The organism is Bradyrhizobium sp. 195, from assembly GCF_023101665.1.
GTDB lineage: Bacteria > Pseudomonadota > Alphaproteobacteria > Rhizobiales > Xanthobacteraceae > Bradyrhizobium.
In genome coordinates this window covers 2,218,667-2,243,058 of sequence record NZ_CP082161.1, presented here as the reverse complement: position 1 = coordinate 2,243,058, position 24,392 = coordinate 2,218,667, and the positions used below count along the sequence as shown (strand labels likewise).

Here is a 24,392-nt window from a genome sequence, read left to right as displayed (position 1 = left end):
CGCAACCGGGAGAGGTTGAGCGAGCCCGCGGCACGTCAGCTCATCCGTCGCCGTAGCGTGGCCGACGGCGTCTCGCCGAATTTTTCGCGGTAGGCGCCGGCCATGCGGCCGAGATGGGTGAAGCCGAGATCGAAGGCGAGGTCGGTGATGGAGACATCGGGTGACGCCTGCGCGAGGCGCGCGTTCAGACCGGCCAGGCGCATGTCGAGCAGCATCTGCGAGATCGACAGGCCGAAGTGACGGCGGAATCCGAGCTGGAGAGCGCGGATGCCGATGCCGGCGGCGCAGGCGAGCTGCACGAGGTCGAGCGGCTCGCCGGCATTGTCCGCCAGGTGGTCCCGCGCGGCGCGGAGCGCGCGCGGCAGCTGCTCGGCCCGGCCGGAGAATGTCGCGATCGCATCCGACAGGCCATGCCGCTGGCCCATGAGCAGATGATCGAGCAGCAGCTCGCGCCAATCGGCCATCGCGACCGCTGACAGCCTGCCGGAGGGACCGAGACGCTCGGCGAGCATCATCAGCTCGGCCAGGCTGGTTCGCAAGGCGTGCCCCGACGGCGCCTCCAAATCGATCACGGGATCGAACTCGACCGTGCCTGACGCCCTGCCCGACAGCGCCGCGGCGCGCTGCTCGACCATGCGGCGGTCGAACAGCAGGATCGCCTGCGCACAATCGCGCCACATCATCCGGGTCGGGATCGTCGGCGACAGCAGTGACGCCGTCCGGTCCGGCGCGGCATCGAGCTCGGTGACGCCGGCGCGAATGTGGGCCGAGCCCGTGAGCGGGACCTGCACCAGGAAGAAGCGCTCGAGGCAGCCGGGATCGATGCCGACCGACCCGCCATAGCCAACGTAGTTGATGGAAAAGCCGTCGAAGGCCGCGCAATTGTGCCGGGCCGAGAAGTCGCCGGCGCGCGCCTGTGCCGGCTGGAGGTCGTGCGGGCAGAAGATGCGCCCGATCTCTTCGGCCGCTTCGTCGACATCGTCCGTGGTGACGCGGGCGAAATCCGCGAGCCGTTCGGCCGCGGGCACCCTTGCGCTCATTTCCAGCACGGCTGCGGACATGGTCGACCACGCTTCGCGTCACGGAATTGCTTTAAGCCTATAATAGTTCCCCGGACGCGAAAAGGGCGGCGTCGGCAAAATCGTCATGCTGCACGGCAACAGGCGCCTTGCGGATTCGTTTGGCGGATAGACAGACGGCCCATTGTTGACTGAAGCTCCATCCTCGCCGGAATCCAATGGGAGCGCGTCATGACTGCACTCGAAAAGGGCATTACCGCCGCTGGCACAGGCTACGGCGACAAGAGCTGGAACATCCTGGGCCAAGTTTATTTCCCCAAGGCCGTCACCGACTCCACCTTCGCGTTCGAGACCAACAGCGATCCCGGCCAGTTCGTGCCGGTGCACATCCATCCGACCCAGGACGAGTTCATCCTGGTGCAGGAGGGCACGCTCGACCTCAAGCTCGACGGCAAATGGGTCAAGGCCCATGCCGGCGATCTCGTGCGCATGCCGCGCGGCATCCCGCACGGCTATTTCAACAAATCCGACAAGCCGTGCCGCGCGCTGTTCTGGGTCTCGCCGATGCAGAAGCTGGAGGCATTGTTCAACCAGTTGCACAATCTGACCGACCCTGCCGAAGTCGTGCGCATCTCGGCGCTGCATGAGGTCGACTTCCTGCCGCCCGAGGCCAACGACTAGGCCGCCGCCTCCACTTCCATTTGCTTGCGGTTCCGCCGGCTGCGCCTTGCGGCCGAACGAAGCCGCTTGCGCGAAACACATGATTGCGAGCCATCCCATGGTCAGCCCAAAACATGTCTGCGTGATCGGCGCCGGCGTCTCCGGCCTTGCTGCCGCCAAGGCGTTCTCCAGTCGCGGCCACCGCGTCACCATCGTCGAGCGCAGCGCCGACCTCGGCGGCGTCTGGGAACCGGCGCGCTCCTATCCGGACGTGCAGACCCAGAGCCCGAAGGAGCTCTACCGCTACACCGACCGCGCCATGCCCGACGCTTATCCGGAATGGCCGACCGGGCCGCAGGTGCACGCCTATCTCGCCGACTATGCCAAAAGCTTCGGCCTCGACCGCATGCTGCGTCTCGGCACCGAAGTTGCCGGCATGGCGCGCCGTGCCGACCGCAAGCCGGGCTGGACGCTGGCGCTGAAGAGCAAGGACGGCGCGCGCACGAACGAGGATTTCGATTTCGTCGCTGTCTGCACCGGCCAGTTCAACGAGCCGCGCGAGTTGCATTGCCCGGGCGAGGACGGATTCCTGGCACAGGGCGGCCAGATCCTGCATTCGTCGAAATACGGCGATCCCTCGCTGGCGAATGGACGCCGAATCGTCGTGCTCGGCGGCTCGAAATCGGCGACCGATATCGCGGTCAACGCGGTGAAATCGGGTGCGCGCGAGGTCACCATCGTGATGCGCGAGCCGGTGTGGCGCATTCCCTATTTCATCGGCGGGCTGGTGAACTTCAAGCGCATCCTCTACATCCGCGCGCAGGAAGAGATGTTTCCGGGCTGGGGCATCGGCGCGATGACGCGGCTTGCGCATCGCATCGCCGCGCCGCTGGTGTGGGCGAACTGGCGCGGGCTGGAGAGCCTGTTGAAAGCGCAGCTCAAGCTTGGCCGCTGCAAGATGGTGCCGAAGGAGCGGATCGAGGACGGCGTCAACTGCTCGGTGCCGATCGCAACGCCGGGCTTCTATCCGATGGTCGCCGACGGCCGCATCAAGGCGGTGTTCGGCACCTTCGACCACTATGACGGCGACAGCATCGTGATGAGCGGCGGAGAGCGTGTCGGTGCCGACATCGCACTGCTCGCGATCGGCTACAAGCTCGGCGTGCCGTTCCTGCCCGAGGCCTACAAGCAGAAGCTGGTCGATGCCGACGGGCAGTATCGGCTCTACCGCCTGATCGCCAACCCTGACCTGCCCGAGCTCGGCTTCGTCGGCTTCAACTCGTCGTTCTGCACCGTGCTCTGTGCCGACCTCGCCGCCAACTGGCTGGTGCGCTATGCCGACGGCCAGCTCGCCAGCCAGCCGACGGCGCAGCAGATGCACGACAACATCGAGATGATGCTGCACTTCAAGCGCGTCGAACGGCCGGCCGCCGGCGTCTATGGCGGCCTCTGCGTCGCGCCCTATCACTACCGCCATTTCGACGAGCTGATGGCCGACATCGGCGCGAAGAACCAGAAGCGCGGCGGGCTTGCCGGACGCTTCCAGCCGCCGGATGCGGATGCCTATGCGAAGTTCCTGGCCTCGGCGCCGGATTACCGGGCGGCGTGAGAAGAATTGAGGCTGAGCGGGATTTGCATCTCGCCAGCCCGCTCTTCCGATGCTTACGATCTCCATGGCCAGCGAATCGATGGGAAACGGCCATGAGATCCAGACGTCTTGCCATCTTTGCGGCTGTTGCCTTCTTCGCGGCGGCGCCCGCCGCCGGACAACAGCGCGCGCTCACGCCCCGGCAATCGGCGGCGGTCGCCGCCTATGACCGGGCGCTCGCCGAGTTCAAATCGGTCCTCGCCGAGCGGCGGCGCCAGATCGACGCCAAGGAGCCGCTGCCGAACCTGCCGGGACAGGCGCTCTACCTCGCACGCGTCGCGGTAATCAGTTCGTACAAGGATCTCACCGACGCCATGCCGTCGCGGATCGGCAAGCCGAACAAGTTCGAGATTCCTCCGGCCTATTTCGACGCCGAGATCGAGCCGTTGATTGACGAGTATTCCAAACTGTTCGACGTCATGGAGGCGCCGCCCGCCAATGCGCAGAACTCGGCGACACCGTTCAAGGACGTCGTCGACCTCGCCAGAGCGATCGCGCGCGCCAAGGGACTCGCGCCTGACCACGCGGACGCCGCGGGACGCATCAGCCTCGGGCTGTTTTTTGCAGAGACCAACGGCAAGCAGAACGTTCGCAACGGACGCTCGAATACGTATATGGGCAGCTTCCAGACCGGCCCGTCCGAGGACCGCAACGGCCGCAGGAAATGGGAGGCGATCAAGGGCGAGATCGCGGCGATCGATCTGGGCCTGAGCGCGCGCGACGACAAGGAGGAGGCGCGGGCCCGCGGCACCGACCACCGCTTCAACCACTGGACCAACGTCCGCGACGGCCTGATGAACGCGCATGCGGATGTGTTCCGTGAGATCCCGGGAATTGTGAAGACGCTGCCCGACCCGATCGACCAGATGAAGCTGTTCGAGCTGATCCAGATCGTTCCCACCCCGACCAGATCGGCCCTGAAGTCGGGCGATCTCCTGAACTACCGGGTGTCCAGTCCCACGATCATGAAGCACCTGCGCAACAACAGCATCCTTGCCTTCGGACAGGCCGACCGGGCGCGCACCTCGGCAAGCTTCCGCGAGATCCTCGCGGCGATGTGGCTGTTCAACCGTAAGTTCGAGCGCGCCATGGCGAAATACGCGGAGATCAAGGGACGCTGAGGGGCGGTTGCAACCGCTACCGGACGTTGTAGGCTCTTCGCCTCATCGGCCGCACGGACCTTTCCATGCGCATCCTCATTCTCGGCGGCAGCCAGTTCCTCGGGCGCGCGATCGCCTCCCACGCGTGTGCTGCCGGCCATGACGTGACCTGCGCCGCCCGCGGTCTCGCGGGGCCGATCGCGGCCGGCGCCCGCCTCGTCCGGATCGATCGCGACGTCGCTGACGGACTTGCACCACTGACCGGCGAGACGTTCGATGCAGTGGTCGACGTCTCGCGACATCCCGGCCAGGTCCGCCGCGCGGTCGCAGCGCTGAAGCGGCCGGGTGTGCATTGGACCTTCGTCTCGACCATCAGCGTGTACGCGGACAATCGCATACCGGGACAACGCGCCGACGCGGCACCGCTGCGTGAGCCCCTTTCGGTGGAGGTCGAACACAGCACCGATGCCATCTATGGCGCCGCCAAGGTTGCTTGCGAGCAGGCGGTCGACGACGATGCCTTCATCTGCCGAGCCGGCCTCATCGCCGGGCCGGAGGACCCGACCGGGCGCTTCGCCTATTGGCCGGCGCGGCTGGCGCGCGGCGGCGAGGTGCTGGCGCCGGGCTCGCCTGATGATGCCGTCCAGTTCATCGACGCGCGCGATCTCGCGCAATGGATCGTGCATGCCGCAGAGGTTCGCCTCACCGGCATCTATGACGGGATCGGACCGGTGCGCACGCGGGGCGAGTTTCTGGTCGAATGCGCCGCCGCACTGAACGCGTCCTGCACGTTCACCTGGGTCGATCGCGCCTTTCTGGAAGCGCATGACGTGCGGCGCTGGGCGGGTCCGCGGTCATTGCCGCTGTGGCTGCCTCTGCCCGACTTCGCCGGCTTCATGACGCGCGACCCCTCGCCGACCTGCGAGGCTGGCTTGACCGCGCGGCCGTTTGCCGTCACCGCACGGGATACGCTGCATTGGCTCCACGCCAGCAGCGGCCCGGTGATCGGCCTCACCAGCGACGAGGAAAGGGACGTGCTCGCCGCCTGGCACGCGCGCAGGGCCAACTAGTTCTCCGGCTTGTAGCCGTCCGTCAGCGTCTTCAGGAATGCAATGATGTCAGCTTCGTCCTGTTCGGTCATCGCCGGCTTGTCGCCGGGATGGCGATCAAAGGGAGGGTCACTGACATCGACATTGGCGTGATGCTTCTGCGGCAGGTCGTTGTACTTCAGCACCGTGCCGTCGGCGGCGCGCGGAAATACCTTCTCGGGATTCGTATCGCGGAAATTGTAGAAGTCGAGCACCTGCTCGAGCGTGCTGAAGACGCCGTTGTGGAAGAAGGCGTGGCGTGTCGCCGCGTTGCGCAGCGTCGGCGTCAGGAACATGCCGCAATATTGCGTCTGTTCGGGAATGTCGGTGCGATGCGGGCCGCAGACGCCGAGATCGAAATGATCGGGATCACGGTTGCCGGCGAGCGCGGCATTGCGCGGCGCGCCGAGCGCCTCGTATTGGTGGTCGGTGAAGAGCGGCGGCAGGCCATCGCGGGTCGGCGCCGAGGTGTGGCATCCCGCGCAATTGGCCTTGTCGGGATCGTTGAAGACTTGCAGGCCGCGCAGCTCGCTCTCGGACAGCCGCGCCTTTCCTTCGAGCCAGTAATCATACTTGCTGGTGTAGGGATGGAAGCTGACTTCCTCGACCTGATAGCGCGCCACCGCGAACATCTCCTCCGCGATCAGGAGCCGCTGATTCCTCAGCACGCCGGCGCCGAACAGCTCGACGAAGCGCTGCACATAAGGCGCGCGGCGCAGCTTGTCGGCGACGATCTCGGCGCTGCCGCCGTCCATCTCGTTGGGATCGAGCAGCGGAAACAGCGCCTGGTCCTGCAGCGTGTCGGCGCGGCCGTCCCAGAACAGGCCGCCCTGCGGCACGATGTTGGCCGAAGCGCCGCTGCCGCCCGCGGTCTTCGTCGCGCGCACGGCCTGCTGGCCTATTGCGGCCATCTGGGCGAGGTCGACGATGTTGTCGTCATCCCCTTTGTCGGAACCGATGCTGAAATTCGGCTGGCGTTCGAGATAGGTCAGCGACGGCACCGCACGGGCGCCTTGCTGCGCCAGGTTGGCGCCGCCGAGCATGACCGGCCCGTCATTGGGCGGTCCATAAGCGTGATCCGGGCTGTGACAGGAGGCGCAGGAGAGCGAACCGGACGAGGAGAGTGAGGCGTCATAAAAAATCTCCCTGCCGAGCTGCGCCATCGCCGACAACGGCGCGACCGGCGGACGCATAAGGCGAACCGGATTCGGATTGGCGCCCGCCGGGATCGCCTCAGCAAACCCTTGCGTCTCGACCGCAAAGACGGCGCCGGCCAGACAAAGCAGGCCGGCGCCGAGGAGCCACATCGTGCAGCGGTTCATGTGACGAGCGTCCTAGTGATGGTGGTGCTCGTCCGGCGGGCTGGTGATGACAGTGCCGGAGGTCGGATCGAGGAACAGCGCGTCGGCCCGGAGATCGTGGCGATGGTCCTGATCGAAATCGAACAGGTCCATGATCGATCCGGCGCCGGCGTCGAACGAGCCGCCGCCCAGACGCCGGCCGCGCAGCCAATTGTCCTCGATGAACCGCACCACGGAGGCCTGCGAGATGTAGGTGTGGCTGACGAAGTTCGTCCTGGCGTAGGGCGAGACCACGATGAAGGGAACGCGGGTGCCCGGACCGCAGCGGCCGTTCACCGGTTGACCGGCGAGGCCCTTCGGCGCCGGCTGCTTCTGCGGGCCGAGGCCGCAGAGGCCGGGGCCGTTGACCTGATCGGCGGTCGCATCGTAGGAGGCGCTCTTCGGCGCGACGTATTGGTGGTCGTACCAGCCGTCGGAGTCGTCATAGGTGATGATGACTGCGGTCTCGCGCCACTCCGGCTGCCTCTGGAGGAAGTTGATCAGCTCGACATTGCCGACCTGCTCGTCGAGCGGATCGGAGTTGCCGGCATGACCGTCCTGGAAGGCCGGCATCTTGATGTAGGAGACGGCCGGGAAATTGCCGGCCTTCACCGCGGCGTAGAAGTCCTCGAGATCGTAGCCGTGGTTGGCCGGATCGATCTTGCCGCCCATCGCGTAGGTATGGCCGACGGCGTGGACCGAGCTCGGCCGCGCATGGGTCGGGTTCGCGGTCGACTTGTAGTACTGGAAGAAGGCGTGGTGCGGGATGTAGTCGACGATGGTGCCGTTGACGTTGCTGGAGAACGTGCTGCGGGCGCAACCGGTGGTGCCGTTGGCGTTCTTGAGCGTCAAGTCGAAGCCGCCCATGAAGCTGCCCCAGCTGATCCGCTCGTCGTTGAGCAGATCGCCGATGTTCTTGCCGCCCATCAGGATCGTGCTGGTGGTGCTCGAGCAGGGATCGTTGCCCGGGTCGGTGTCGCCGATCAGCGTCAAACCGCCCTGGCCGTCGGCGATCGAGGATGAGGTGCCGACGACGTTCTGCACGCCGTTGGTCTGGCCCGAAACGACTTCCAGCATGCCGGGCGTCGACGGGCCGAAGGTGTCGGTCCAGGCGTTGTCGCTCATGGAGAAATGCTGGGCGTAAGTCCACAAGGCGGTGACGGTGTTGCCGTCGAAATAACCCATGACCTGACCGTTGGTGCCGAACGCGCCGGCGCCGCCGGCGGTGCCGCGGCCGGTGAATTTCGGGAACAGATCGTCCTTGCCGTTGTCGACGGCCTGCTGCTCGGGTGTGTAGCTGTGGTTCTGCGAGCGCGTGTTGGCCTGGGTACGGTCGAGGCGGAACGGCTCCGTCGCGCCGGTGCCGTTGGCCGGGCTGTTGTTGGGGTTGTTGACCAAGAGGTTCGCCGTGGCGAGGTTGTTCACCTTCGGCGTATGCGGCTTCGGCACGAACGGGATCGAGCCCGACGGATTGGCCGCGTTCGGATAGGTCGCGAAGTAATGATCGAAGGAGCGGTTCTCGTTGAAGATGATCACGAGATGCTTGATTGGAGTCTCGGTGTGGATCTCATGCGGATGGCGGTGGTGATCGTCTTGATCATGCCCGTGATCACGGTCCCGACCGAAATCGTCCGCAAGGACGGGAATGCTGCACGCGAGTGCCGTCGTGGCCGCGAAAAACGCGACCGTCGTCAGAAATCTGGATTTCATTGTTGTGTTGCCCCGAAGGAATGACGCCGACCTTCGGGACCTTAACGGCGCCCCATGACAGACCCGTGTCAGTTTGACGCACGACAATTTGCGCAATTGCTCGAACAGACTTATCGTCTGGGCGAAGCTGGCCGGGACGGCACCGCTTCACCACGAGATGGTGGTGCGAGCCGAGGATTCGACAACGCTACTCCGCCCGGATCGGCGCGTCCTTCATGCCGTTATTGTCATAGGCCTTGCGCAGCGTGCCGTTGGTCGTCGCATCCGTCATGAACCTCGTGACGAAGGTCAGTGCTTGGCTGTGGCCGAGCGGCACGGCGGCGGCGGTCACCGTCTTCTTGAAGGTCTCGTCCAGCACCCTGGTGCCGGGAATCTTCTGGGCCATCTTGTTGAGCTGATCGCGCGAGAGCGCAAAGGCGTCGATCTCGCCGCTCTTGAGCAAGCCGAAGATCTCGTCATAGGTCTGATAGCCCGTGACTGTTGCGTGCTTCAGATGCGCGATCGCGCCGCGCATGGTCGTGGTGGCGTTGACGGCGGCCACCTTGATGCCGGGCTGGTCGAGCGTCGCAAAATTGGTGACGACCGAGCCGGGCTTGACGATGTAGGTGGCGTCCGCGACCTCGTAGATCGGGCCGAACATCATCTTGGTCTCGCGCTCGGGATCTTTGGGCAGCCAGGTGACGTCCCAGGTCCCCTTGCCAGCGGCATCGGTGATCTGTCCTGAATTCTGGTGCACGACATATTCGACGGGGACGCCGAGCTGGGCGGCCATCGCCTTGCCGAGATCGACAGGGACGCCGGCATAGCCGGCATCGGTCTTGGTCGACCAGAATGCGCCGCCTGCGGGGCTGATTGCGATCGCGACCCGCAGCTTGCCAGTCGGCGCGATCTCGTCCTTCAGACCATCGGCTAGCGCGGGCATGGCAACCGCCGCGGCAAGAGCGAGGCCGGCGAAGGCCGACCGAAATAGCGCTGGCATGTCATGGTCTCCTCACCTTTTCTTCTTGGCTTCTTCGCGGCTGGCTCGCGCACCGCCATACGGTCTTTGACATAATTCTGGTCGATCGTGCGCTCGGTGAAAAGCGGTTTGACGTGACAAATCTGTCAAAGGCCACACCGCCCCGGGCAGCGCAAGGCCTGCGACTGCCATGGCCATGGTGTTTCACGGCCGGACATTTGTTGGTAGCCTGTCGCACCCACAGACGATACTCGGGGGGCTACCGAATGACCTCATCCAATCCCGCATCGCCCGCACGGCGCAATGAAGCGTGGAGACAGGCCGGGCGGACACTCGCCGCCACGGCGGTCGTGATCGCGCTGACGGGCTGCGAGGACAAGAACACGTTCGTGGCACCGCCGCCCCCCAAGGTGGAGGTGGCAACGCCGGTGCAGCGTCCGGTGACGCGCTACATCGAGGCCACCGGCAACACCGCGCCGATCAAGAGCGTCGACCTCGTGGCGCGGGTGCAGGGCTTTCTGCAATCGATCGACTATCAGGACGGCAGCTTCGTCAAGCAGGGCACCCAGCTCTTCACGATCGAACCGGAGACCTATAAGCTCAAGCTCGAGCAGGCGCAGGCGGCCGAGTCCGGCGCGCAGGCCACGGTCAAGCAGGCGGAAGCGGACTTCAAGCGGCAGGTCGAGCTGGTGCAGCGCCAGGCGGTCTCGCAGTCGACGCTCGACACCTCGACATCGACCCGCGACAACGCGCAGGCCAGTCTCTCGCAGGCCCAGGTCAACACCAAGCTCGCCCAGGTGAACTACGGCTACACCAACGTGACCGCGCCGTTCGACGGCATCGTCAGCGCCCACATGGTCTCGGTCGGCGAACTCGTCGGCGTGTCCTCCCCGACCCAGCTTGCGACCATCGTCGCGATGGACCCGATCTGGGTAAACTTCACGGTCAACGAGCAGGACGTCCTTCGCATTCGCGCCGAAGCGGCCCGCCGCGGGCTGACCGTCTCCGACCTCAAACAGTTGCCGGTCCAGGTGGGCCTCCAGACCGAGACTGGATATCCGCATGAAGGCCACCTCGACTACGTCTCGCCGACCCTCAATACATCGACGGGCACGCTCGCGGTGCGCGGCGTCGTGCCCAACGACAAGCGGGCGCTGCTGCCAGGTTATTTCGTCCGCGTCCGCGTGCCCTTCGACCAGGAGAAGAGCGCCCTGCTCGTCCCCGACACCGCGCTCGGCAGCGACCAGGGCGGCCGCTATCTCCTTGTCGTCAATAACGACAATGTCGTCGAGCAGCGCAAGGTGCAGATCGGCCCTGTCGACAACGGGCTGCGCGTCATCGAGAGCGGCTTGAAGCCGGAGGACCGCGTGGTGATCGCTGGGCTGCTGCGGGTGATCCCGGGCCAGAAGATCGATCCGCAAGCAACCAAGATCGAGCAGCCGCAGGCGTCTGCCAAGTAAGGAGCCGCCGCCATGATCTCAAAGTTCTTCATCGAGCGGCCGGTCCTCTCGAACGTCATCGCGCTGTTGATGATCCTGATCGGCGGCGTCGCGCTGTTCAATCTCGCCGTCGCGCAATATCCGGATGTGGTGCCGCCGACCGTGCAGGTCACCACGCGCTATCCCGGCGCCAGCGCCAAGACCGTGATCGACACGGTTGCCTTGCCGATCGAGCAGCAGGTCAACGGCGTCGAGGACATGCTCTACATGCAATCCTATAGCGGCTCGGACGGCACCTACACGCTGACCGTGACCTTCAAGATCGGCACCGATCTCAACTTCGCGCAGGTGCTGGTGCAGAACCGCGTCTCCAGCGCGCTGTCCCAATTGCCGAGCGCCGTGCAAAACCAAGGCGTCACCGTGCAAAAGCGATCGACCTCGATCCTGCTGTTCGTGACGCTGACCTCGCCGGACTCCAGGTTCGACAGCCTCTATTTGAGCAACTATGCCACCATCAACATCCGCGACGAGCTCTCGCGCCTGCCCGGTGTCGGCAACGTCACCGTGTTCGGCGCCGGCCAGTATTCGATGCGGGTCTGGCTCGATCCGAACAAGCTGCAGGTCCGAGGCCTCGTGCCGCAGGACGTCATCAACGCAATCCAGCAGCAGAGCCAGCAGGTCTCCGCCGGTCAGGTCGGCGCACCTCCGACGCCGCCGGGTCAGGCCTTCCAGTACACGCTCAACGTCAACGGCCGGCTCGACGACACCAGCCAGTTCGAGAACATCATCGTCAAGACGGGCACCAGCGGCGACGTCACGCGCGTGCGCGACGTGGGCTGGGTCGAACTGGGCGCGCAGACCTACAGCCAGATCTTCTCGCTGAACAAGCAGCCGGCCACCGGCATCGGCGTATTTCAGTCGCCCGGCGCCAACGCGCTCCAGGTCGAGCAGGCGGTCGAGAAGAAGATGGCGGAGCTCGCCAAGCGGTTCCCGGAAGGCATCAAATACGACACGCCGTTCGACACCACCAAGTTCGTCGAAGCCTCGGTGCACGAGGTCTACATGACGCTGATCGAGGCCGGCCTTTTGGTGCTGGTCGTGATTCTGGTGTTCCTGCAGGACTGGCGCGCGATGCTGGTGCCGGCGACAACCGTGCCGGTGACCATCATCGGCGCGTTCGCGGCGATGGCCGCGCTCGGCTTCACCATCAACATGTCGACGCTGTTCGCGATCGTGCTCGCGATCGGCATCGTGGTCGACGACGCGATCGTCGTGGTCGAAGGCGCCGCGCACAACATCGAGCAGGGCATGAACGGCCACGACGCCGCCATCAGGGCGATGGACCAGCTCTTCGCGCCGATCGTCGGCATCACCCTGGTGCTGATCTCGGTATTCTTGCCGGCCTCGTTCCTCGCCGGCCTCACCGGGCGCATCTATTCACAATTCGCGCTGGTGATCGCGGCGACCGCGCTTCTCTCCGCCATCAACGCGGCGACATTGAAGCCGACGCAATGCGCGCTGTGGCTGCGGCCGACGGTGCCGCCGGAGCAGCGCAATTTCTTCTACCGGGGCTTCAACGCGGTCTATGACCGGGTCGAGCGCGGCTACTCGCGGCTGATCACGTTCCTGTGCAGGCACGCCACCATCTCGGTCGCGTTCGCGCTGCTGGTCATCGGAGCCAGCGGCTACGGCCTGTCGCGGGTGCCGACCGGCTTCCTGCCGATCGAGGACCAGGGCTACCTGATCGCCGCCGTCCAGTTACCCGATGGCGCTGCGCTCGAGCGCACCCAGACGGTGCTCGACCGAGCGAGCGAGATCATCAAGGATACGCCCGGCGTCCAGCAGGTCATCACCATCGCCGGTATCTCCGCGCTCGACAACAGCGCCAGCCTTGCCAATGCCGGCGTCGCCTACATCATCCTGAAGGACTGGGAGGCGCGCAAAGGCCCCGGCGAGGATCTGCGCTCGCTGGTGTACGGGCTCAACGACAAGCTCGCGACCATCATGGAGGCCCGCACCATCGTGTTGCCGCCGCCGCCGATCCAGGGCATCGGCAACGCCGCCGGCTTCTCGATGCAGGTCGAGCTGCGCGACGGCAACAGCGACTTCGCCAAGCTACAAGCGATCACCGGGGCGATGGTCTCGAACGGCCAGAGCCAGAGCGCGCTGCAGCGGGTGCAGTCCTCGTTCCGCTCGTCGGTGCCGCAATTCAACGTCGAGATTGACCGCATCAAGACCCAGACGCTGCACGTCACCACGGACCAGGTGTTCGCGGCGCTGTCGACCTATCTCGGCTCGTCCTACGTCAACCAGTTCAACAAGTTCGGCCGCGTGTTCCAGGTCTATACGCAAGCCGATCCCGCCTTCCGCGTCACCGAGCGCGACATCGCCAACATGCAGGTTCGCAATTCGAACGGCGACATGATCCCGATCGGCACCGTCGCCAAGATCACGCCCGCCACCGGCCCGTCGCTGATCAGCCTCTACAACCTCTATCCGTCCTCGACCGTGATCGGCCTGCCAGCACAGGGCTACTCATCCGGCCAGTCGTTGAAGCTGATGGAGGAGATCGCGGACAAGACGCTGCCGCCGGGCACCGGCTATGAATGGACCGCGATGTCCTATCAGGAGAAGGCGGTCTCCAACCAGATCTACTGGGTGTTTGGCCTTGCCATGCTGCTGGTCTATCTCGTGCTCGCCGGCCAGTACGAGAGCTGGTACGCGCCGATCTCGGTGATCCTCGCGGTGCCGCTGTCGCTGCTCGGGCCGATGCTGATCCTCTCTGCGCTCAAGATCGACAACAACCTCTATTGCCAGATCGGCCTGATCCTCCTGATCGCGCTGTCGGCCAAGAACGCGATCCTGATCGTCGAGGTCGGCCTCGAGCTGCACAATCGCGACGGCAAGCCGGTGCTGGAGGCCGCGATCGAGGCCGCGCGCGCCCGCTTCCGCCCGATCCTGATGACCTCGTTCGCCTTCATCCTCGGCGTGGTGCCCCTGGTGCTCGCGACCGGCGCCGGCGCCAGCGCGCGCAAGTCGATCGGCATCACCGTATTCTCCGGCATGCTGGCCTCGACCTGCCTCGCGGTGCTGTTCGTGCCTGCTTTCTTCGTGGTGGTGCAGCGGTTCGAGAACTGGCGGGCGTCGAAGAAGGCGCCGAAGGCTGAGACGGTGGCGGTGAAGTAGGCGACTTTCAACCAAGTCCGTCATTGCGAGCGCAGCGAAGCAATCCAGAAGCTTTCCGCTGAGGGAGTCTGGATTGCTTCGTCGCTTCGCTCCTCGCAATGACGACGGAGAGGGATGTCAGGCCTTCTCCGCCGGCACCTGCCGGGCCTCGCCGCTCGACACCAGCAGCACCGAGACCTTCGACTGCCTGAGCACGGCATCGGCGACGCCGCCGAAGGAGAGATGATCGCCCTGGATGCGGTCGACGCCCATGACCACGAGATCGACATCGGTGGTGTCGATCTCGCGCAGGATCGCGGCTTCCGGCGCCCGGTTCACCCGCAGCGTGGTGGTGATGTCGACGTCGTAGCGGGCGGCGAGATCGCTGGCGTCCTTGAGGATGCCCGCCTCCTGGCTGAGGCCACGGGAGGCTCCGCGCTGGGCGCCCTTGTCGCGCGTCGTCGCGACATAGATCACCCGTAGCGAGCCTGATCCGGCCTGCGCCAGCGCGACCGCGACCTCGGCGCCGCGCTTGGAGACGCCGCTGCCGGAGACCGGAACGAGGATCTTGAGCCCTTCGGGCATCGGCTGCTTCAGGTGCTTGCCCTTGGCGGCGACGATCGCGAGCGGTCCTTCAAAGGTCGCTGCGATGTCCTCGATCTTACGGTCGAAGCGATCCTTGGTCGCGGCAACCTTGTCGACACCGACAACGAGAAGGTCAAAGCCCTTGCGCGCCTCTTCAGTGATAGTCTCGCCGAGCTCCGCACGCCGCGCGCGGGTGACGACATCGACGCTGCCGGCGCCTCCCTCGCCGCTCGCGGACACCGCCTCGGCCGCCTTCTTCACCACGGCTTCGTGGCTCTCCTCCTCGTTGCGGCCCTTCTCCCGCTCCTCAGGCCGCTTACCGATGTGGAGCACGGTGATCGGCAGGCCGCGCATGCCGACGACCAGGCCCGCGATGTGGGCGGCAAAGGTGGCGTTGACGCTTTCGTCCACCGCCAGCAGAGGGCGCTCGAGATTGGCGAGGAAGCCGCGCTTGTCGAATTCCTCCCGCTCCAGGCGCTCCTTCTCCTCCTTGCTCATTGGCAGCCTTGCCAGCGCCGCGCGCAGCATTGGCGGCATCGCCATCGTGGTCACGATCGCCATGGTCACGATCATCGTGAACAGGTTCTGACTGAGCACGCCGATGGAGAGTCCGATGGTCGCGATGATCACCTCGGTCGAGCCGCGGGCATTCATGCCGCTGGCGAGCGCCAGCGACTCCCGATAGTTCAGCCCGCCCAATGTGCCGCCGACAAAGGCGCCGCCGAACTTGCCGACGCTGGCGATCACGACCAGGAGGCCGGTGAGCATCAGGAGATTGGGATCGCGCAACACCGAGAGATCGGCGGCAAGGCCGGCCAGGCCAAAGAACACCGGCATGAAGAAGCTGGAGATCAGCCCGCGCAAACGCTCGTCGATCTGCCGCGTCAGGATCGGGGATTCCCCGACCAGGATGCCGGCGACGAAGGCCCCGAGCACGGTGTGCACGCCGATCAGATGCGTGATCATCGCCATGACGCTCATCAACAGCAGGATCACCGTGATGACCGCCGCCGCGCTGACGAGATTGTCGTTGGCCCAGCGGATCAGCTGGAACACCAGCCGGCGGCCGATGGTGAAGCTGACGGCGAGGAAGGCGAGTGTTCCCAGCACGGCTTTCGCCACCGAGGCGATATCCAGCGTGCCGTGCGACGCCAGGCTGAAGATGACGGCGATGATGACCCAGCCGATGGTGTCGTCGATGACGGCGGTCGCGACGATGATCTGCCCGACGTTGCGCCGCATGAAGTTCATCTCGCGCACGACCACCGCGACGATCTTCACCGAGGAGATCGACAGCGCCGTGCCCATGAACAGCGAAGCCACCAGGCGCTGCTGCGGATTGGGCAGCAGCGCATCCGGCAGGAACTCGCCGAGCGCAAAGCCGCAGGCAAAGGGCACGAGGATGCCGGCGATCGAGATCGCGATCGCGGCCCTGCCGACCTTCCGGACCAGCTTGAGGTCGGTCTCCATGCCCGTGAGCAGCAGCAGGAGCAGGATGCCCACTTGCGCGATGCCGTCGATCATCGCCTTCTGCTCGGGTGTCCTCGGGAAGATCGCGTGCTGCGCCTCCGGCCAGATCCAGCCGAACAGCGACGGCCCGAGAATGATGCCGGCGAGCAATTCGCCCATCACCGAGGGCTGGCCGATCCGCTGCATGATCTCGCCGAGGCCGCGGCCGACCGCGATCAACAGCACGATCTGCGCCACCAGCAGGAATTCGGACGGGCCGGCGGCTTTGCCCGCTTCGGCACTGGCCGCAATGGTGGTGAGGACAAGCGCCGCGGGGACAAGGCCAACCGGTCGGAGCAGGCTCCATCGCATGCAGGTGTCTTTCCCCCTTCACCCCGGTGTCGGGGCCATGGGGATAGAACCCGCGGGAGGTGGAGCGGGTTCCCGGCCTTCTCCGTCATTGCGAGCGTAGCGACTTGTCCGCCGAAGCCTTTGGCGAAGGCGGAAGCAATCCAGAGTCCCGCCGCGGAGACAGCCTGGATTGCTTCGTCGCTGCGCTCCTCGCAATGACGGGGGTGAGAGAGTTCAGCCCTCGTTCCCCGGACGCAGCGCAGCGCCACTTCGGCGGTGCGCTGCAGAGCCGGGGCCCATTCGACACGGGAATTCGCGGCTTCTGGGTCCCGGCTCTGCGGAGCGGCACTTCGCGCCGCACCGCGTCCAGGACACGAGAGATCAGGCTGCCGCGGGCGTCCTGATCTCGCGCGGCAGGATGATCGCGGCCGCGATTGCGAGCAGGCAGAGCGCGGCGAAGGCGTGCAGCATGGTGACGAAGCCGCCCTGCTCGTAGAGCCAAGCGACCAAGCCGACCGAGGCACCCGCCGCGGTGAAGCCGATGAAATAGCGCACGGCGTAAGCGCGCGAGCGCCATTCCTCGCTGGTGTATTTCCCGACCATGGCGTCGTTCACCGTGACCTGCCCGAACGCGCCCATGACGATGCCGATCGAAACCAGGATCAGCGGCAGATTGTTGAGGGTCGCGGCCAGATACAGGAACGGCGCCAGCATGAAGGACAGCGGCAGCGCCACCGTCTTCAGCGAGTAACGGTCGAGCAGCCGGCCGATCGTGTACTGGGTCATCGCGCCGAACACGTAGACGCAGGCCGCGATGACGCCGAGCAGCGCCGGGCTCTTGGTCAAATCCGCGAGCCGCTCCGCAAACAGTTTTGGCAGCGCCACGGTGACGGCGTTGAACGTGGTCGAGATCGCGATCACGACGATCAGCAGCGACAGCACCACGCGCCACATGTCCTGTTTTGCCACCCGCGCCTGCGCCGCAGCCTGCTTGGCGCCCTTGCGGTCCTCGTGCACAACCATCATCGCAAACGCGATGCCGATCAGGATCGTGACCACGCCGGGAACGATGAAGGCAAAGCGCCAGCCGAGATATTGGCCGATCACGCCGGTGACCAGCGCCGAGGAGGCGACACCGAGATTGCCCCAGACGCCATTGATCCCCATCTCGCGGCCGAGCCGATCGGCATAGGACACGATCATGGCGGTGCCGACGGGATGATAGATCGAGGCGAAGACGCCGATCGCCAGCAGCGCGGCGCCGAGCTGCGCCGGGGTCTGCACGAAGCCGACCGCGATCATGGAGGCGCCGATGCCGACGAAGAAGATCAGCATCATGTGGCGGCGGCTCCAGCGGTCCCCCAGCCAGCCGGTGAGCAGCGAGCCCGCGCCGAAGGCAACGAAGCCCGGTGTCGCGTAAGGCAAAAGTTCCGAATAGGCCATGCCGAGCGCCGGCCCCATGATGATCACGGCCGCGGCGAAGATCAGCATCGAATAATGGTCGATGAAATGGCCTGCGTTGACGAAACTGATCACCCGGCTGGGGCTGTTCATTTCCCGAATCCTCTCCTGCTCCGAAATGAGTTATATGTCCTCCCCATGACGGGATGCTGCCAATGACTGTCTTGGAAACGCCAATCCTCCGGGAGGTCCGGAGCAACCACCGCTCGCCCGCCGGCGTGCACCTGGTTGCGCGCGACTATCCCAAGGGCATGCGGATCGATCCGCATTTGCACCGCGAGGCGCAGCTGATCTATGCGGCCAAGGGCACGATGCAGGTGACGACGCCCGGGGGACGCTGGCTGGTGCCGCCCGACCGGGCCGTGTGGGTCCCGGCCGGGCTCGAGCACGCCATCGACCTGCTCGCCGACATCGAGATGCGGACGCTGTATTTCGACCTGTCCTGGCTGAAGCGCGAGCAGCGCCATGAGGGATTGACCAAGGAATTCGTGGTGCGGGTCTCGCCGTTGCTCAACCAGGCGATCCTTGCGCTGTTCGACGCGCGCAACACGGAGGAGCGCACCGAGCTACTGGTTCGCCTCGTCATGCTGGAGCTGCACCAGGCCGAGGATTCCGCGACCTTCGTGCCGCTGCCGCGCGAGGTGCGCTGCCGGCGCGCCGCGATGATCGTGCTCGACGACCCCACCGGCCTGCACGACATCGACACGCTCGCGCGCGAGGTCGGAACCTCGGCACGCACGCTGTCGCGGCTGTTCTCGACGGAGACGCAATTGAGCTTCAAGAGCTGGTGCCAGCGCGCGCGGATTGCGGCGGCGATCCAGCGCCTGTCGACGGATGCCAACGTGTCGGTGAAGCAGCTTGCGACATCGCTCGGCTATGCCAGCGTGCCGGCGTTTTCGGCGGCGTTCCGTCAGGTGACGGGACGGACGCCGACGGAGTTTGCGGGGAAGGGGTGAGCGTAATCCCACTCTCGGCGTCATTGCCCGCGAAGGCGGGCAATCCAGTATTCCACCAGCGGTGGTGATTGAGCCGAGAAGCTGCGGCATACTGGATGCCCCGCCTTCACGGGGCATGACAGCTTTCGTGTGGCAGCCGCATCGGGCATGCCTGCATTCTCCAAACGCACGGCCCGACTAAAGTTGCCGCATTCGCCTGCTTGATTGTGATCGGCTTCCACCCAAATCCCGTGTAAGCTTCGCAACGCACAAACCTGACACGAAAGCCCAGATGGCCAACGCCTTCTTCTCCGACCTGCTCGCCACCATCTCCGAGCGCGGCCGCACGCTGCTTCGTCGGGGAGACTCCGCTGACACCAAACGGGATGCCGACGGGCTGATCGAGCTCTGCGATGCGCTGCTGTCGGGCCGGGGCGAAGCCTCCGGCACCGCGATGGCGCGTGAGGTGCTCGACATCTACCGGGAGCTGGATGCGGTGGGACGCCGCGCCTTCTTCGACGGACTGGTGCGCGATTTCGGCCCCGATCGGGAGCGCCTGTCCAAGGCGATCGAGAAATGGCGCGCCCAGCCCGGCGACGAGGACGCAAGCTCCCTGCACTTCGCCTCGGAGCCGCGGCGGCAGGAGCTGATCCGCCGGCTCAACCGCGCGCCCGGCGGCACCGGCGATCTCGTCAACATGCGCGCCGATCTGCTCGGCATGATGAACGGGCACACCGATCTCGCCGCGCTCGATCGCGACGTCTCGCATCTTCTCTCTTCGTGGTTCAACAGGGGGTTTCTCGTGCTGCGCAGGATCGACTGGTCGACCCCGGCCAACATCCTCGAAAAGATCATTCGTTACGAGGCCGTGCACGAGATCAGCGATTGGGACGATCTGCGCCGCCGCATCGATCCGGTCGACCGCCGCTGCTACGCCTTCTTCCATCCCGCGATGGTCGACGAGCCCCTGATCTTCGTCGAAGTGGCGCTGACCGAGACGATCCCCGGCGCGATCGCGCCGCTGCTTGCGGTGGATCGCCAGCATCTGCCGATCGACCGAGCGCGCACCGCCGTGTTCTATTCGATCTCCAACACCCAGCGCGGCCTCGGCGGCATCTCCTTCGGCAGTTTCCTGATCAAGCAGGTGGTCGAGGAGTTGCGCCGCGAGACGCCCAAGCTCGACACTTTCGTGACGCTGTCACCGGTGCCGGGCTTCATGCCATGGGTGAAGCAGGACAAGGACCTGCCGCTGTCGGACGAGGACCGCGAGGCGCTGAAGCGTCTCGACGATCCCAAATGGTTCGAAAGCCCCGAGACCACGGCGCTGCTCCGCAGCGTGCTGGAGCCGTTAGCTGCGCACTACTTCCTCAAGGCGCGCACGCCGAAGGGCAAGCTGATCGATTCCGTCGCCCGCTTCCATCTCGGCAACGGCGCGAGGCTCGAGCGCATCAACTGGCTCGGCGATCTCTCGCCGAAGGGCGTGCGCGAATCCGCCGGCGTCATGGTCAACTACCTCTACCGCCTCGACGATATCGAGAAGAACCACGAAGCGTATGCCAATGACGGCGAGGTCGTGGCGTCCAGCGCCGTGAAGAAGCTGCTGAAGGGCGAAGGGCGAAGGTTGCTGGATATGCGGTTGTCGTAAAGGGGCTGAGACGGCGCTGCAAAGACGGTGTCGTCGCCCCTCGACCGGGCGATCCAGTATTCCAGAGGCCGGCGTTGGAGAGCTTTCTCTCTCTACATCCGCCGCGGCTTACTGGATGCCCCGGTCAAGCCGGGGCATGACAGCGGAGAGCGTGGCGCGGCCTTCCCGCCACAAGCGCTCCGTTGCCTCTGCCCCCTACTCCGCCAGCGCCTTCATCTCCTTGTAGAGATCGGACTTGCCTTCGAACCCGATACCCAGGAGATCCGGCATGGTGATGTGGCCGTTCTCGACGCGCACACCATCCGGGAAGCCGCCATAGGGCTGGAACAAGTCGGGATAGCTCTCGTTGCCACCGAGGCCCAAGCCCGCTGCGATGTTGAGCGACATCTGGTGGCCGCCGTGGGGAATGCAGCGGCTGGGGGACCAGCCGTGGGTCTTCAGCACTTCCAGGGTGCGCTGGTATTCGCACAGGCCGTAGGACAGCGCGCAGTCGAATTGCAGCCAGTCGCGGTCCGGGCGCATGCCGCCGTAGCGGATCAGATTGCGGGCGTCCTGGTGGCTGAACAGGTTCTCGCCGGTCGCCATCGGGCCCGGATAGAATTCGGCGAGCGCGGCCTGCAACGCATAGTCGAGGGGATCGCCGACCTCCTCGTACCAGAACAACGGATAATCGCGCAGCATTTTTGCGTAGGCGATGCCGGTCTCCAAATTGAAGCGGCCGTTGGCATCGACCGCGAGCTGTGCGTCCTTGCCGATCTCCTTCAGCACCGCCTCGATGCGGGTGCGATCCTCATCAATCGGCGCTCCGCCGATCTTCATCTTCACGACGTTGTAGCCGCGATCGAGATAGCCGCGCATCTCAGCCCGCAGCATCGAGAGATCCTTGCCGGGATAATAATAGCCGCCGGCGGCATAGACGAAGACGCGCGGATTGGCAGTGACGCCATGACGTTCGGCGAGCAGGCGGAACAGCGGCTTGCCGGCGATCTTCGCCACCGCGTCCCACACCGCCATGTCGATGGTGCCGACCGCGACCGAACGCTCGCCATGACCGCCCGGCTTCTCGTTGGACATCATCGCGGCCCAGACCTTGTCGGGGTCGAGATTGTCGCCTGATACATTGAGCAGGGACTTCGGATCGGCTTCCAGAATGCGCGAGGCGAAGCGCTCGCGGATCAGGCCGCCCTGCCCGTAACGGCCGTTGGAATTGAAGCCGTAGCCGACGACGCGCCTGCCGTCGCGCACGACATCGGTGACGACGGCAACGAGGCTGGTCGTCATCTTGGTGAAGTCGATATAGGCGTTGCGGATCGGCGATGAGATCGGCTTGGTGATCTCGCGGACGTCGACGATGCGGACGGACATGGAGGTTGGCCTTTCAGTTCGTCATTGCGAGCGAAGCGAAGCAATCCAGAAATGCATCTGCGGAGGGATTCTGGATTGCTTCGTCGCAAGGGCTCCTCGCAATGACGAGGAGAGAGCGGCGCGCGCTTAGCTCGAACTACTTTTTGTCTCGAAAATACGGCTCCACCGGCCCGTGCACCTTGATGGTCAGCGGGTTGCCGTGGCGGTCCTTGGCATTCCCTGCGGTGACGCGGACCCAGCCTTCGCTGATGCAGTATTCCTCGACATTGGTTTTCTCGACGCCCTTGAAGCGGATGCCGACGTCGCGCGACAGGATGTCCGCGTTGTAGTAGGGGCTGTTCGGATCGACCGACAGGCGGTCCGGAAATTCGTCGCTCATGATTGTCTCGCTTACAGCAGTGTTTCGATTTGATTGCGCAATCCTTCGGGCCGGGCGGTCGGCGCGTAGCGCGCGATCACCTTGCCGGCACGGTCCACCAGGAATTTGGTGAAATTCCATTTGATGGAGGCGCCCAAGAGTCCGGATTGCTGGCGTTTCAGGTACTCGTACAGAGGGTGCGCATTTGCGCCGTTGACGTCGATCTTCTCGAACAGGGGAAAGGTGACGTCGTAGTTGGTCGAGCAGAACGCCTGGATCTCATTCGCCTGCCCCGGCTCCTGCGCGCCGAACTGGTTGCAGGGAAAGCCGAGCACGGAGAAGCCGCGCGGCGACAGATCGCGATAGAGATCTTCCAGCCCGCGATATTGCGGCGTGAAGCCGCATTTGCTCGCGGTGTTGACGATCAGCAGCACCTGCCCTTCGAAACGGCGAATGGCGACCTCCTCGCCGGCAAGCGAGTTAGCCTTGAAGTCGTAGATCGCGGTCATCGCTAGCTCACGGGATCGATCGGCGACGGCGGCACGCCGCCGGCCTCGATCGCTTCGCCCGCGAGGAGACAGAGATCCTCGCGATAGCGGCCGGAGACGATGTGCACACCGACGGGCGCCTTGCCAACCAGACCGGTCGACACCACGAGGCCGGGCAATCCCATGAAGGGAATCGCGATCTGCGGCAGCTGCGCTTCCCAGACCCGCTTGAAGGATTCGTCGTCCTTGCGGTCGAGATGATCGGGAAACGGCAGCTCGCCGGACACCGGCGTCAGCAGCACGGCATATTTTTCGAAGAACAGCATCCACTCGCGCGTCAGCGTGGCACGTCGGGTCAGCGCCTTCGCGTAGTTGGCCTGATCCATCGGCGTGACCCTGCTGCGGTTGCCGCGCAGGCACGCCAGCGCGCCGGGATCGCCCTCACGCTCAGCCGCCTCCAGCTGCGCCTCATAGCCGTCGCCGAGCCAGAGCTTGATCTGCCACTCCACCGCCTCCCGCATCGGCGGCGTGTCCTCGATCACGTCGACGGTCCAGCCCGCACGCTCCAGCCGCTTGCCGGCATCGCTCACCGCAGCCTTCACCTCCGGCGTGGTGGCAAGCCCGCCCGGATTGAGGCAAAGCGCGGCGCGCCAGTCCCGCACGGGACCTTGCAGCGGCACCGGCACGAACCAGGGGTCGCGGATGTCGCGGGCCGACATGGCTTCGAGCGAGATGCGCAAATCATTGACCGTGCGCGCCAGCGGACCCGAGACCGCCATGATCTGCGGCCCGATCGGGCGCTCCGGCAGGGCCGGATTGAAGGCGGGGATGCGGCCGAGAGTCGGGCGCAGGCCATGCACGCCGCAGGCATAGGCGGGATAGCGGATCGAGCCGGCGATGTCGGTACCGTGGGCGATGTGGCCAATACCGGCCGCGACCGCCGAACCGGCGCCGCCGGAGGAACCGCCCGGCGTCAGCGAGGCGTCGCGGGGATTCTTGGTGTCGCCATGGATGAGGTTGGTGGTGAACCAGCGATAGGAGAAGGCTGGGCAATTGGTGCGGCCGAGTAGAATGGCGCCGGCCTTGCGGAAATTGGCGACCACCGGATTGTCCTCGCGCGCCATGACGTCGCGCTGGAGCTTGAGGCCATTGGTGGTGGCAAAGCCCTCCTGGTCGACATTGGCCTTGATGGTCACGGGCACGCCGGCCAAGACGCCGGGATCCTCGCCCTTCGCGATGGCGGCATCGACCGCATCGGCCTGCTTGAGCACATCGTCAGGACGGTGATCGATCACCGCGTTGAGCTGGGGATTGACGGCGTCGAGCCGGGCGAGACCGGCCTTGGCGGCCTCCCTGGCGGAGACCTTTCTGGACTTGACGAGGGTGGCGAGGTCGGCGGCCGACAGGCGCCAGAGATCTTGCATGGCTTGCTCCGTATGACCGGCGTCTTTTAGCGCCGGGAACGCGGCAAAGCCATGCGGATTTCGCAGGGGCGAAGGGCGGCAGCGGCCCGGATTGCCGCATCCGTCGTCATTGCGAGCGCAGCGAAGCAATCCAGAATCCCTCCTCGGAGACAGTCTGGATTGCTTCGTCGCAAGGGCTCCTCGCAATGACGGGGAGAGAGCGGC

The 24,392-nt window shown here is 65.3% G+C and carries 18 protein-coding genes; 8 read left to right on the top strand and 10 right to left on the bottom strand.

Translation table 11 applies throughout. From position 1 onward, the window contains the following. Nucleotides 1–35 precede the first annotated feature (35 nt). Nucleotides 36–1,061: an AraC family transcriptional regulator gene (locus IVB26_RS10365; protein WP_247971567.1), complete on the bottom strand. Its 1,026-nt coding sequence runs from the start codon at nt 1,059–1,061 to the stop codon at nt 36–38. Nucleotides 1,062–1,250: 189 nt separating this feature from the next. Here IVB26_RS10365 and IVB26_RS10360 point away from each other — a divergent pair, with 189 nt between their 5' ends. The 4 genes from IVB26_RS10360 to IVB26_RS10345 all read left to right on the top strand — a co-directional run bounded on the left by IVB26_RS10360 (nt 1,251) and on the right by IVB26_RS10345 (nt 5,497). Next, nucleotides 1,251–1,700: a cupin domain-containing protein gene (locus tag IVB26_RS10360; RefSeq protein ID WP_246921449.1), complete on the top strand. Its 450-nt coding sequence runs from the start codon at nt 1,251–1,253 to the stop codon at nt 1,698–1,700. 97 nt (nt 1,701–1,797) lie between these two features. Then, complete coding sequence (locus IVB26_RS10355) at nt 1,798–3,288, top strand: flavin-containing monooxygenase (protein ID WP_247971566.1); 1,491 nt, start codon at nt 1,798–1,800, stop codon at nt 3,286–3,288. Nucleotides 3,289–3,380: 92 nt separating this feature from the next. Next, complete coding sequence (locus tag IVB26_RS10350; RefSeq protein WP_247971565.1) at nt 3,381–4,448, top strand: hypothetical protein; 1,068 nt, start codon at nt 3,381–3,383, stop codon at nt 4,446–4,448. Nucleotides 4,449–4,513: 65 nt separating this feature from the next. Further along, nucleotides 4,514–5,497 (top strand): NAD-dependent epimerase/dehydratase family protein, encoded by a 984-nt coding sequence (locus IVB26_RS10345; protein WP_247971564.1) that lies wholly within the window; start codon nt 4,514–4,516, stop codon nt 5,495–5,497. Here the strand turns inward: IVB26_RS10345 and IVB26_RS10340 are convergent. From IVB26_RS10340 to IVB26_RS10330, 3 genes are all read right to left on the bottom strand, one after another. Next, nucleotides 5,494–6,837 (bottom strand): cytochrome-c peroxidase, encoded by a 1,344-nt coding sequence (locus tag IVB26_RS10340; RefSeq protein ID WP_247971563.1) that lies wholly within the window; start codon nt 6,835–6,837, stop codon nt 5,494–5,496. The two genes, IVB26_RS10345 and IVB26_RS10340, sit on opposite strands and share 4 nt — an antisense overlap. Before the next feature lie 12 nt (nt 6,838–6,849). Next, nucleotides 6,850–8,565 (bottom strand): phospholipase C, encoded by a 1,716-nt coding sequence (locus tag IVB26_RS10335; protein WP_247971562.1) that lies wholly within the window; start codon nt 8,563–8,565, stop codon nt 6,850–6,852. Nucleotides 8,566–8,752: 187 nt separating this feature from the next. Continuing rightward, entirely contained in the window at nt 8,753–9,544 is a 792-nt protein-coding gene (locus IVB26_RS10330) for an ABC transporter substrate-binding protein (protein ID WP_247971561.1), read from the bottom strand. Nucleotides 9,545–9,789: 245 nt separating this feature from the next. On the opposite strand from IVB26_RS10330, the gene IVB26_RS10325 reads away from it, so the two are divergent. Next, nucleotides 9,790–10,983: an efflux RND transporter periplasmic adaptor subunit gene (locus tag IVB26_RS10325; protein WP_247971560.1), complete on the top strand. Its 1,194-nt coding sequence runs from the start codon at nt 9,790–9,792 to the stop codon at nt 10,981–10,983. A gap of 12 nt (nt 10,984–10,995) precedes the next feature. Beyond that, on the top strand, nt 10,996–14,148 hold the full coding sequence (locus IVB26_RS10320) for an efflux RND transporter permease subunit (RefSeq protein ID WP_247971559.1): 3,153 nt from the start codon (nt 10,996–10,998) through the stop codon (nt 14,146–14,148). A 117-nt stretch (nt 14,149–14,265) separates the two neighbouring features. On the opposite strand, the gene IVB26_RS10315 is transcribed toward IVB26_RS10320, so the two are convergent. Beyond that, the gene (locus IVB26_RS10315) at nt 14,266–16,533 is read right to left on the bottom strand and encodes a cation:proton antiporter domain-containing protein (RefSeq protein WP_247971558.1); all 2,268 of its coding nucleotides are present in this window, start codon (nt 16,531–16,533) and stop codon (nt 14,266–14,268) included. Between the two features lie 360 nt (nt 16,534–16,893). Further along, on the bottom strand, nt 16,894–18,066 hold the full coding sequence (locus IVB26_RS10310; RefSeq protein WP_247971557.1) for an MFS transporter: 1,173 nt from the start codon (nt 18,064–18,066) through the stop codon (nt 16,894–16,896). A 62-nt stretch (nt 18,067–18,128) separates the two neighbouring features. On the opposite strand from IVB26_RS10310, the gene IVB26_RS10305 reads away from it, so the two are divergent. After that, nucleotides 18,129–18,929 carry an AraC family transcriptional regulator gene (locus IVB26_RS10305; protein ID WP_247971556.1) on the top strand — a complete coding sequence of 267 codons (801 nt, stop codon included), beginning with the start codon at nt 18,129–18,131 and terminating at the stop codon, nt 18,927–18,929. Nucleotides 18,930–19,200: 271 nt separating this feature from the next. Then, nucleotides 19,201–20,553, top strand: a complete 1,353-nt coding sequence (locus tag IVB26_RS10300) for a malonyl-CoA decarboxylase (protein ID WP_247971555.1) — start codon at nt 19,201–19,203, stop codon at nt 20,551–20,553. A 195-nt stretch (nt 20,554–20,748) separates the two neighbouring features. On the opposite strand, the gene tarD is transcribed toward IVB26_RS10300, so the two are convergent. The 4 genes from tarD to IVB26_RS10280 form a co-directional block, all read right to left on the bottom strand. After that, a complete protein-coding gene (gene tarD / locus IVB26_RS10295) occupies nt 20,749–21,918 on the bottom strand; it encodes a mandelate racemase/muconate lactonizing enzyme family protein (RefSeq protein ID WP_247971554.1) in 1,170 nt (389 codons plus the stop codon). A gap of 136 nt (nt 21,919–22,054) precedes the next feature. Further along, on the bottom strand, nt 22,055–22,297 hold the full coding sequence (locus IVB26_RS10290; protein WP_041748727.1) for a DUF3297 family protein: 243 nt from the start codon (nt 22,295–22,297) through the stop codon (nt 22,055–22,057). 11 nt (nt 22,298–22,308) lie between these two features. After that, on the bottom strand, nt 22,309–22,785 hold the full coding sequence (locus IVB26_RS10285; protein ID WP_247971553.1) for a glutathione peroxidase: 477 nt from the start codon (nt 22,783–22,785) through the stop codon (nt 22,309–22,311). A 2-nt stretch (nt 22,786–22,787) separates the two neighbouring features. Beyond that, nucleotides 22,788–24,188, bottom strand: a complete 1,401-nt coding sequence (locus IVB26_RS10280; RefSeq protein ID WP_247971552.1) for an amidase family protein — start codon at nt 24,186–24,188, stop codon at nt 22,788–22,790. Nucleotides 24,189–24,392: the final 204 nt, after the last annotated feature.

What these genes read in the sequence shown, in the direction of transcription:
- IVB26_RS10365 (WP_247971567.1), bottom strand. Translation starts at nt 1,061, where the DNA reads ATGTCCGCAGCCGTGCTGGAAATGAGCGCAAGGGTGCCCGCGGCCGAA.
- IVB26_RS10360 (WP_246921449.1), top strand. Translation starts at nt 1,251, where the DNA reads ATGACTGCACTCGAAAAGGGCATTACCGCCGCTGGCACAGGCTACGGC.
- IVB26_RS10355 (WP_247971566.1), top strand. Translation starts at nt 1,798, where the DNA reads ATGGTCAGCCCAAAACATGTCTGCGTGATCGGCGCCGGCGTCTCCGGC.
- IVB26_RS10350 (WP_247971565.1), top strand. Translation starts at nt 3,381, where the DNA reads ATGAGATCCAGACGTCTTGCCATCTTTGCGGCTGTTGCCTTCTTCGCG.
- IVB26_RS10345 (WP_247971564.1), top strand. Translation starts at nt 4,514, where the DNA reads ATGCGCATCCTCATTCTCGGCGGCAGCCAGTTCCTCGGGCGCGCGATC.
- IVB26_RS10340 (WP_247971563.1), bottom strand. Translation starts at nt 6,837, where the DNA reads ATGAACCGCTGCACGATGTGGCTCCTCGGCGCCGGCCTGCTTTGTCTG.
- IVB26_RS10335 (WP_247971562.1), bottom strand. Translation starts at nt 8,565, where the DNA reads ATGAAATCCAGATTTCTGACGACGGTCGCGTTTTTCGCGGCCACGACG.
- IVB26_RS10330 (WP_247971561.1), bottom strand. Translation starts at nt 9,544, where the DNA reads ATGCCAGCGCTATTTCGGTCGGCCTTCGCCGGCCTCGCTCTTGCCGCG.
- IVB26_RS10325 (WP_247971560.1), top strand. Translation starts at nt 9,790, where the DNA reads ATGACCTCATCCAATCCCGCATCGCCCGCACGGCGCAATGAAGCGTGG.
- IVB26_RS10320 (WP_247971559.1), top strand. Translation starts at nt 10,996, where the DNA reads ATGATCTCAAAGTTCTTCATCGAGCGGCCGGTCCTCTCGAACGTCATC.
- IVB26_RS10315 (WP_247971558.1), bottom strand. Translation starts at nt 16,533, where the DNA reads ATGCGATGGAGCCTGCTCCGACCGGTTGGCCTTGTCCCCGCGGCGCTT.
- IVB26_RS10310 (WP_247971557.1), bottom strand. Translation starts at nt 18,066, where the DNA reads ATGAACAGCCCCAGCCGGGTGATCAGTTTCGTCAACGCAGGCCATTTC.
- IVB26_RS10305 (WP_247971556.1), top strand. Translation starts at nt 18,129, where the DNA reads ATGACTGTCTTGGAAACGCCAATCCTCCGGGAGGTCCGGAGCAACCAC.
- IVB26_RS10300 (WP_247971555.1), top strand. Translation starts at nt 19,201, where the DNA reads ATGGCCAACGCCTTCTTCTCCGACCTGCTCGCCACCATCTCCGAGCGC.
- tarD (WP_247971554.1), bottom strand. Translation starts at nt 21,918, where the DNA reads ATGTCCGTCCGCATCGTCGACGTCCGCGAGATCACCAAGCCGATCTCA.
- IVB26_RS10290 (WP_041748727.1), bottom strand. Translation starts at nt 22,297, where the DNA reads ATGAGCGACGAATTTCCGGACCGCCTGTCGGTCGATCCGAACAGCCCC.
- IVB26_RS10285 (WP_247971553.1), bottom strand. Translation starts at nt 22,785, where the DNA reads ATGACCGCGATCTACGACTTCAAGGCTAACTCGCTTGCCGGCGAGGAG.
- IVB26_RS10280 (WP_247971552.1), bottom strand. Translation starts at nt 24,188, where the DNA reads ATGCAAGATCTCTGGCGCCTGTCGGCCGCCGACCTCGCCACCCTCGTC.